Annotated in this window: 9 protein-coding genes and 1 tRNA gene; 6 read left to right on the top strand and 4 right to left on the bottom strand. The window is 71.9% G+C overall.

The features are described from left to right. Positions 1-104: 104 nt before the first annotated feature. Complete coding sequence (locus I3F58_RS25135; protein ID WP_240110975.1) at positions 105-1,538, bottom strand: amino acid permease; 1,434 nt, start codon at positions 1,536-1,538, stop codon at positions 105-107. Positions 1,539-1,951: 413 nt separating this feature from the next. Here I3F58_RS25135 and I3F58_RS25130 point away from each other — a divergent pair, with 413 nt between their 5' ends. The 3 genes from I3F58_RS25130 (at position 1,952) to I3F58_RS25120 (ending at position 3,931) form a co-directional block, all read left to right on the top strand. Next, positions 1,952-2,545, top strand: coding sequence for a biotin transporter BioY (locus tag I3F58_RS25130; RefSeq protein ID WP_240110974.1), 594 nt, complete (start codon positions 1,952-1,954; stop codon positions 2,543-2,545). Between the two features lie 83 nt (positions 2,546-2,628). Beyond that, entirely contained in the window at positions 2,629-3,117 is a 489-nt protein-coding gene (locus I3F58_RS25125; RefSeq protein WP_240110973.1) for a ribose-5-phosphate isomerase, read from the top strand. Between the two features lie 4 nt (positions 3,118-3,121). After that, a complete protein-coding gene (locus I3F58_RS25120; protein ID WP_240110972.1) occupies positions 3,122-3,931 on the top strand; it encodes an Fpg/Nei family DNA glycosylase in 810 nt (269 codons plus the stop codon). A 19-nt stretch (positions 3,932-3,950) separates the two neighbouring features. Here the strand turns inward: I3F58_RS25120 and I3F58_RS25115 are convergent, their stop codons facing one another. After that, the gene (locus tag I3F58_RS25115; protein ID WP_240110971.1) at positions 3,951-5,180 is read right to left on the bottom strand and encodes a GNAT family N-acetyltransferase; all 1,230 of its coding nucleotides are present in this window, start codon (positions 5,178-5,180) and stop codon (positions 3,951-3,953) included. Between the two features lie 107 nt (positions 5,181-5,287). On the opposite strand from I3F58_RS25115, the gene I3F58_RS25110 reads away from it, so the two are divergent. Together I3F58_RS25110 and I3F58_RS25105 are read left to right on the top strand one after the other, a co-directional pair. Continuing rightward, positions 5,288-6,436, top strand: a complete 1,149-nt coding sequence (locus I3F58_RS25110) for a PP2C family protein-serine/threonine phosphatase (protein ID WP_240110970.1) — start codon at positions 5,288-5,290, stop codon at positions 6,434-6,436. Between the two features lie 99 nt (positions 6,437-6,535). Next, positions 6,536-6,991, top strand: a complete 456-nt coding sequence (locus I3F58_RS25105; RefSeq protein WP_240110969.1) for an HD domain-containing protein — start codon at positions 6,536-6,538, stop codon at positions 6,989-6,991. Here the strand turns inward: I3F58_RS25105 and I3F58_RS25100 are convergent. Further along, the gene (locus I3F58_RS25100; RefSeq protein ID WP_240110968.1) at positions 6,978-8,090 is read right to left on the bottom strand and encodes an acyltransferase family protein; all 1,113 of its coding nucleotides are present in this window, start codon (positions 8,088-8,090) and stop codon (positions 6,978-6,980) included. The genes I3F58_RS25105 and I3F58_RS25100 overlap by 14 nt on opposite strands. 352 nt (positions 8,091-8,442) lie before the next feature. On the opposite strand from I3F58_RS25100, the gene I3F58_RS25095 reads away from it, so the two are divergent. Then, positions 8,443-8,637: a hypothetical protein gene (locus tag I3F58_RS25095; RefSeq protein ID WP_240110967.1), complete on the top strand. Its 195-nt coding sequence runs from the start codon at positions 8,443-8,445 to the stop codon at positions 8,635-8,637. A 122-nt stretch (positions 8,638-8,759) separates the two neighbouring features. Here the strand turns inward: I3F58_RS25095 and I3F58_RS25090 are convergent. Next, positions 8,760-8,830 (bottom strand) — tRNA-Gly (locus tag I3F58_RS25090). Positions 8,831-8,854: the final 24 nt, after the last annotated feature.

Genomic DNA, 8,854 nt, shown 5'->3' with positions numbered 1-8,854 from the left:
GCCCAACGGCCACGGTCCTCGCAACTCCCACAGATCGCGGGTGTTGCGAGGACCGTCAGAACCCAAGGTGCGCCGGGGCCTCCTGTGCGTGCCTGTGTGCGGGGTCAGTCCGCCGCGGTGGTCAGGGCGTCCGCCTCCGCGACCGCGGCCTTCACCGTCAGCCGCTGGTGGATGTAGCCCGCCACGCCGAGGAGCAGTACCAGGCCGCCGGTGTAGTACAGCTCCGTCCGGGTGCCCGGATCCCGCGCCATCAGGACGAACACCGCCACGATCCCGGCCAGCGCCGCGTACGTCAGGTACGGGTACGCCCACATCCGCACGGCCAGCTTCTCCGGGGCCTCCCGCTCCAGGCGGCGGCGGAGGACCAGCTGCGACACGGCGATGAAGAACCAGACCACCAGGATGATCGCGCCGATGGTGCGCAGCAGCCACATGAACACGTCGTCCGGCCGCCAGTAGCTCAGCAGCACGCACGAGAAGCCGAAGACCGAGGAGGCCAGCACCGCCACCCGCGGCACCCCGCCCGAGATCTTCCCCAGCGTCTTCGGGCCCTGCCCGCGCGCCACCAGCGAGCAGGCCATGCGGGAGGCGCCGTAGATGTTGGCGTTCATCGCGGACAGCAGGGCGATCAGCACGACCACGTTCATGATCTCGCCGGCCGCCGGCAGGCCCAGGTGCTCCAGCGTGGCGACGTACGAGCCCTTCTCCAGCGACTCGCTGTTCCACGGGATCAGCGTGACGATCACCGCCATGGAGCCGATGTAGAAGACCGCGATCCGCCACATCGCCGTACGGACCGCCTTGGCGACACCCTGCACCGGGTGCTCCGACTCGGCGGCGGCGATGGTGACGGTCTCCAGGCCGCCGTACGCGAAGACCGATGCCAGCAAGCCGAGGATCAGGCCCTCGGTGCCGTTCGGCATGAAGCCGCCGTTGCCGAGGAGGTTCGACGTGCCGGGGGCGTCGGTGCCCGGCAGGATCCCCAGGATGGCCAGCAGTCCGATCACCAGGAACAGCGCGATCGCGGCGATCTTGAGCGCGGCGAACCAGAACTCGAACTCGCCGAAGTTCTTCACCGCGGCCAGGTTCGTCACACAGAACATCAGCATGAACAGCGCCACCAGCGACCACTCGGGCACGCCCGGAAGCCAGCCGTTCACGATCTTCGCCGCGCCGATCGCCTCCAGGCCCACGGCCACGCACAGCAGGAACCAGAAGGCCCAGCCCGCCGTGAAGCCGGCCCATGGGCCGATCGCCCGCTCGGCGTGCACCGAGAAGGAGCCGGATGCCGGATTGGCGGCCGACATCTCGCCCAGCATGCGCATCACCAGCATGACGAGCAGGCCGGAGATCGCATAGGCGACGATGATCGACGGCCCGGCCGCCGCGATGGCGGCACCCGATCCGACGAAGAGGCCGGCGCCGATCACGCCGCCCAGGGCGATCATCGACAGATGGCGTTGCTTGAGTCCGTGCGAGAGCGGCGCGTCGCCGGTCGGGGACGCGTCGACGCGCGCGGGCGCGGAGGTACGGGACATGGGTGGGGCCCTGTTCCTGTCCGGTAGGGGGGAAAGTCGCCCATGAGTCTGGGTCCGTGCACCGATTACGGGGAACCGGTTTCCGGTATGCGGACACACTGTTCACGCAGGGTGAAGGCGCAGGCGCGGAACAGTCACGTCCGGATTCCCGGGCGACTTGGTGAGATTCGACAGTCTCTTCCCTCGGGATCTCATGGTGCAAAAGGGCTGCTTCGAAGTTCCAGCCCACGTGACAAGGGTCACGTCAAGTTTCGGTGAGGTGAGGTGTGGGCGCCGCCCTTTGTGCGAAGTCCACCAACGGCCTGTCCGACGCTTTGTCATCGGCGGACGGTGATCGGTCGTTCACTCCTGGGCTACGGTCGGCAGGTCCCCTGACCAGGCCGCACGACCGGCCCGACCTCCGCGGAGTCCCGATGAGTACTGCTGCCGCCACCGCACCCGCCCCCACGGGAACGGTCCTCGCCGACCTGCTGCCTTCGTCCCGCGTCCGCGACGTCGCCCTGGTCGCCGGCGGCGCCGCGCTGACCGGCCTGGCCGCGCAGATATCCATCCCGGTCGAGAACCTGCCCGCGCCGATCACCGGCCAGACCTTCGCCGCGCTGCTGGTCGGCACCGCACTCGGCGCGGGCCGCGGCTTCGCCTCGCTGGCCCTGTACCTGGTGCTCGGCATGGCCGGCATGCCGTGGTTCGCGGAGGGAGCGTCCGGGTTCGCCATCCCGACGCTCGGATACATCCTCGGGATGCTGCTCGCCTCGGCGGCGGTCGGCGCGCTCGCTCGGCGGGGCGCGGACCGGTCCGTGTGGCGGATGGCGGGCGTGATGGCGCTCGGCTCCGCGATCGTCTACGCGGTCGGCGTGCCGTACCTGGCGTTCGCGACCGGGATGGGCCTGGGCAAGGCGGTCGCGCTCGGCATGGTGCCGTTCCTGATCGGCGACGCGCTGAAGGCGGCGCTGGCGATGGGGCTGCTGCCGGCGACGTGGAAGCTGGTGGGGCGGCGCGGGGCCTGATCCGCAGGGCTCCTTCCCCCGGGACCCCCGTGGCGCGAGGAGCCGGACGGGCTCGGCCCCGGCCCCCCGATAGACTCCCCACCATGCGCGTGTACCTCGGCTCGGACCATGCCGGCTACGAACTCAAGAACCACCTCGTCGAGTGGCTGAAGGCCCATGGCCATGAGCCCGTCGACTGCGGACCCCACATCTACGACGCCCAGGACGACTACCCGCCGTTCTGTCTGCGCGCCGCCGAGCGGACCGCCGCCGACGAGGGCTCCCTCGGCGTCGTGATCGGCGGCTCCGGCAACGGCGAGCAGATCGCCGCCAACAAGGTCCGGGGCGTCCGCGCCGCGCTCGCCTGGAGCGAGCAGACCGCCGCCCTCGGCCGCGAGCACAACAACGCCAACGTGGTCGCCGTCGGCGCCCGGATGCACACCCGGGACGAGGCCACCACGTTCGTGGAGATCTTCCTCGCCACCCCGTACAGCGGTGACGAGCGCCACACCCGCCGCATCGAGATGCTCGCGGCGTACGAGACGGAGGGCGTCATGCCCCCCATCCCGGCCCACCACCCGCAGCAGGACTGACGCCGTGCCCGAAGGGCATACGATCCACCGGCTGGCCGCCGACCACCGCGAGCGGTTCGGCGGCCGGGCCGTGCGGGTGAGCAGCCCCCAGGGCAGGTTCTCCGACGCCGCGGAGCTGCTCGACGGCACGGTCCTGACGGCCGCCGAAGCGCACGGCAAGCACCTGTTCCTCGGCTTCGCCCCGGGGGAGTGGGTGCACATCCACCTCGGTCTGTTCGGCAAGGTGGCCTTCGGCGACACCCCCGCGCCGCCACCCGCCGGCACCGTACGGCTCCGGCTGCTGAACGAGCGGTCGTACATGGACCTGCGCGGCCCCACCGCCTGCGCGCTCATCACCGAGCCCGAGAAGCAGGCGATACACGACAGGCTCGGCCCCGACCCGCTGCGGGACGACGACGGTCCCGGCCGCGCCTGGCGCCGGATCTCCCGCTCCCGCACCACCGTCGCCGCCCTGCTCATGGACCAGAAGGTCATCGCGGGCGTCGGCAACGTCTACCGCGCCGAGGTGCTGTTCCGGCACGGCATCGATCCGTACCGCGCGGGCCGTGACCTCACCGAGGCCCAGTGGACGGCGATCTGGCACGACCTCGCGGCGCTGATGCGGGAAGGCGTACGGCACAACCGCATCGACACCGTACGCCCCGAGCACACCCCCGAGGCCATGGGCCGCCCGCCCAGGGTGGACGACCACGGCGGCGAGGTGTACGTCTACCGCCGGGCCCTCCAGCCCTGCCACATCTGCGGCGGCGAGATCCGCACCGCCGGTCTCGCCGCCCGCAACCTCTTCTGGTGCCCCGCCTGCCAGCCCGCGTGAGCCCCGCCGCGGGTGCCGCTCAGAAACCGTGCGGAACCCACGGCGCCACCGGCGAGCCGAACGCCCGCGACGCCTGCGCCAGCGCGCCCTCCCGCAGCTCCCGCACCCGCCCGGCCGCCGCCAGCGACACGAGCGGCACACCGCCCAGGTAGGCCGCGCCCAGCTCCCGTACGGACAGGGCCAGATCCGGCGCGTCGGTCGTGCCGACGCACTGCGCGCCCCCGGTGTCCCCGGTCAGCCGCCACCGCCCCGCGTTCCACGGGCAGAAGTCGTCCGCGACCTCCAGCACCACATCGACCGGTGTCTGGTACGTCCGCGCCTCCAGCGCCGCCCCCACGTCCACCAGCCGCAGATAGCCCCCGTCCCGGTGGACCACCCGGCACCGCCGGATGTCCGAGACCAGGTGCTGCCAGGGCTCGTCGGCCGGCCGGTTGGACAGCACCAGCCGCGAGGTGAGGTCGATGTTCCACAGATAACGCCACAGGGCGGCGTACGCGGCCGGGTCGAGCGCCCCCTCGTGCCCCAGCACGACCGTGCCCCTGGCGCCCTCCGGGTCCCAGTCGGGCCGCACCCGGTACAGCGCGAACCCGACGACCTCGCCACCCCGCTCCGCCAGCACACACGCCAGCGGCGAGGCACCACCACGCTCGGACGGAGGATCCAGCAACGGCAGCCGCTCCCAGCCCGGACGCCGCTCCAGCATCCCCGGCCGCCCCGGCACCAGCCGCGCGTACACCGCCTCGCACTCCTTGGCCGCCTCCTCCGGCCGCGCGAGGCGCAGCCGTACGTCGTCCGTCCCCTCCGGTACGGAGAGCCGCACCCGGCTCGTGTCGATCTCCGCCCGCATCCGCGGCGCCGCCATCCCGTAGCCGAACCGGCCGTAGATGTCCGGCTCCGTCGCCGTGAGCAGGGCCAGCGACTCGCCGGTCGCCCGCAGGTCGTCGAGCTGCCGCCGCATCATCGAGGTGAGGATCCCGCGCCTGCGGTGCGTCGGCGCCACGCTCACCATGGTCACCCCCGCCGTCGGTACCACCGCCCCGCCCGGCACCGCCATCCGGAAGGAGAACGATCCGGCCGTCCCCACGCACACGTCCCCGTCCCAGGCGCCCAGCGACCGCTCCGGCTCGGTCAGCGCCTCCCACAGCTCCCGCTCCTCCGGGGACTCCGGCACATCCCCGAACGCGAACTCCAGCTGCCCGTACCAGGTGGCCCATTCTTCCGGGCGCAGGACCCGCAACTCAGTCGTCATGAGTCATGCGTAACAGCCCCGCCACCCCCGATGCGACCCGATTTCGAACGCATTGTCTCGGGGGTCCCCCTGCACGCCCCCCGGCCGGGTGGATAGGGTCCAGGCCAATGGCCCGTAGCGCACGACGACTCGACACGTACCTGGCCCGGTACCGCAAGGCGGTCCACCGGGCCCGCGTCGGCCTGCGCAAATCCGCCGTCGACTACTTCCGCGGCGACGGCTCCGACTGGATCGCGCTGGCCGGACTCTTCCTGACCATCCCGGCGCTCATGCTGGCCACGCTCGCGGCCCCCGTGTGGTTCGCGCCCGAGGCGCTGGTCCTGCCCATCGTGGCCGGCGGGCTCCTGCTGCGGCCCGCGAGCCTGCTCGGGCTGTACGCGGCGGCGGCCGGCGCGCTGATCATCGAGTCGGCGGTGCTGGGCCCGTACACCGAGGGCATGGCCCGGGTGACCCCCGGCACGGTCCTGGTGGTCGCCGCCTGCGGGCTCTTCGGCCTGCTGATAGCCCAGTTCCGGGCCCGGGTCGGCGTGCCCTGGCGGCGCGGCGGCACCATGCTGTTCGACCTGCGGGAGCGCATCCGCGCCCAGAGCGCGCTGCCCGCGTTGCCGAAGGGCTGGCACCGGGAGATGGCGCTGCGGCCGGCGGGCGGCCAGTCCTTCTCCGGCGACTTCGTCGTCGCCGCCCGCACCCACGGGGGCCGCACCCTGGAGGTCGTCCTCACCGACGTGTCCGGCAAGGGCATGGACGCGGGCTCCCGTGCGCTGCTCCTGTCCGGTGCGTTCGGCGGCCTGCTGGGCTCCCTGCCGCCGCACGGCTTCCTCCCTGCCGCCAACGGCTACCTCCTGCGCCAGGACTGGGACGAGGGCTTCGCCACCTCCATCCACCTGGTGCTCGACCTGGACTCGGGCGACTACGAACTGCTCTCCGCCGGCCACCTCCCGGCCCTCCAGCTCCATGCGGGCAGCGGCCGCTGGGAGGAGAAGGACGCGGAGGGCCCGCTGCTGGGTGTGTACGACGGCGCCGAATTCCATCCGGTCAAGGGCACCCTCCGCCCCGGGGACGTCCTGATGCTGTTCACCGACGGCCTGGTGGAGTCCGCCGACCGCGACATCGCGGAAGGCATCGACCGTCTCACCGGCGAGGCCGACCGCTATGTGACAGCCGGCTTCCAGGGCGCGGCGTGGCACCTGATCGAAGCCTGCGCGAAGGACGTCAACGACGACCGCGCGCTGCTCCTGATCTCCCGGAACGGCTGACCCCCCGAGCCCTTCGGGCAGGGGGTGACTCCCGGAACGGCACTCGCCCTGGTCCGCAGGGCAGGCCCGGAGCGCCCGGCACGGCGTACAGTGCGGCGCATGTCGGAGCCGTACATGACACTCGCGCAGGTCGAGGCCCTGGCCCGCCGCGCCCACGAGGGGCAGACCGACAAGGCCGGCCGCCCCTACGCCGACCATCTCCAGGCCGTGGCGGACGGCGTCCGGGCCAGGGGCGGCACGGACGAGCAGATCGCCGCCGCCTGGCTGCACGACGCCGTCGAGGACGACGCCCTCTCGGAGGACGGACTCATGGCGACGCCGCTGCCTCGGGGCGTCAAGGACATGGTCCTGGCCGTCACGAGACGCGGGGGCGAGTCCCCGGAGACGTACACCGCCAGGATCCTCGCCACCCCTGGTGCCCTCCTCGTCAAGGAGGCCGACCTCGCCCACAACGCCGACCCCGCCCGCCTCGCCGTCCTGGACGAGCCGACCCGCACCCGGCTGGCCGCCAAGTACGCGCGGGTACGGGCCCTGCTGGGCCTCAGCGCCGGCTGACGCCCCCGGCCGGCACGGGCACCCGCCCCTCGGCCGCGGGCTCCGCCGGACCCCCGCCCCGAGCCGCGTCACGCGGCTCCGTGCGAAACGCCCAGTCCAGCGGAGGCTCCACCGCCCACCGCAGGGTCCGCCGCACCGGCGGCGTACACATCAGCGTGACCATGACGGCCGCCGCCACCGTCACGCCGACCCGTCCGGCAGGTGTGGCCAGCACCGGGAAGGCGTCAACAACGTGCCAGTACTCCAGCGCCTTCACGGGGAAGCCGTGCAGCAGATAGCCGCAGACGCTGCCCGCGCCCAGCACCGTGAACCAGGTGCGCCGTCCCGGCACCCACGCCAGGAAACACGCGGTCAGCGCCAGCGCGCACGCCGACAGCAGCAGGGTCATCACCGGCCCGGTCCACCAGGCGGCGTCGAGGTCCCCCGCGGCGGAGCTCCGGTAGAACCAGCTCAGCCGCACCTCCGGCCCCACCCGGTACGCCATCGCCACGGCGCCCAGCACCACCGGCACGGACAGCAGCCGCACCGCGCGCCGCCGCACCATCCGGAAGTGCTCCTCCCGCAGCGACAGCCCCAGCACGAAGAAGGGCAGGAACTGGAGCACCCGCTGGAGGTCCAGATCGGCCCCGATGCCCGGCGTCAGCGAGGCCAGCACGGCGACCCCGAGGGCCACCGGCACCGGGTGGCGCAGCGACCGCCACAGCGGCGCGGACAGCCGCCACACGAACAGGGCGACCAGGAACCAGGTCAGATAGAAGGGGTCGGTCAGGCTCAGCGGCGCCTCCGGATAGTCCCCGGACCAGCGGCGGAACAGGGTGTACGCGGTCTCGAAGACCACGTACGGCACCACGACGCCGCTCACCAGCCGTCTCAGCTGCCCGGTCCGCCCCTCGAAGGTCCTCGACATGTACCCGGAGATCAGCACGAACGCCGGCATGTGGAACGTGTAGACGACCATGTACAGCGCGCGGGTCGCGCGGCTTCCGTCCATGACCGGCTCCCACGCGTGCGCCACCGCGACGAGCACGATCGCCAGGTACTTGGCGTTGTCGAAGAAGGGGTCCCGTTGCCTCTGTGTCTTCTGGGGTGGAGGGAACATCCGAGGCACACTAACCGTGCTCCACGCCAAACCAAAACCGGGAAAAGCGGGCAAAGTGACTCACCGTTACGCTCGAAAATGACCGAAAAATCCATATCAAAAGGCGCAGATCTCCCTTGATTACTGATCGATAACGACGCCCGCGCGGTCCCTGTGGAAGTTCTGTGACCGATGTGCGGCCGAGGGGCGGCGCAGGGGGCCGCCCGATCCGCCGGGCGCGCCGCGCCCGGTGTCGACGGCCTGTCACGGGGAAGCACTTCAGAGGCGGTTGATGGCACGATGGACCGCGCGGGGGGTGCCGGGCAGTGTGCCCCCGGGCCGTCCGTGGGGACCGACCAAGGGGTGATCAGTTGTGGCCGTTTCGCTGTCTGTGGTGCTGCTGTTGGGAATCGTCCTCGTGGTGATGATCCGCGGCGGATCCGTCAAGACCGGACCGGCGGTCGTCGCCGCGCTCTTCGGCTTCTTCCTCGCGTCCTCCGGCCTGGGGCCGACGATCAGCAACTTCCTGAACGAGATAGCGGCGTCGATCAGCAAGATCGGCTTCTGAGACGCATCCTCGCCCTGACGGGTCCCCGCCCCCGCACGGTCCCACCCCCACCGGGGACTCCGTGAACGCCTCCGGCCCCGCCGGGTGATCATCATCACCCGGCGGGGCCGGAGGTCGTGCGGAGCGGGCGACGGGAATCGAACCCGCGTAGCTAGTTTGGAAGACTAGGGCTCTACCATTGAGCTACGCCCGCGAACAGCGCACCACCCGTCACCCG

The sequence above is a fragment of the Streptomyces sp. MUM 203J genome (assembly GCF_022414595.1).
Classification (GTDB): Bacteria; Actinomycetota; Actinomycetes; order Streptomycetales; family Streptomycetaceae; genus Streptomyces.
Note: the sequence above shows the minus strand (reverse complement) of the source record. Positions and strands in the feature narration are given on the sequence as shown.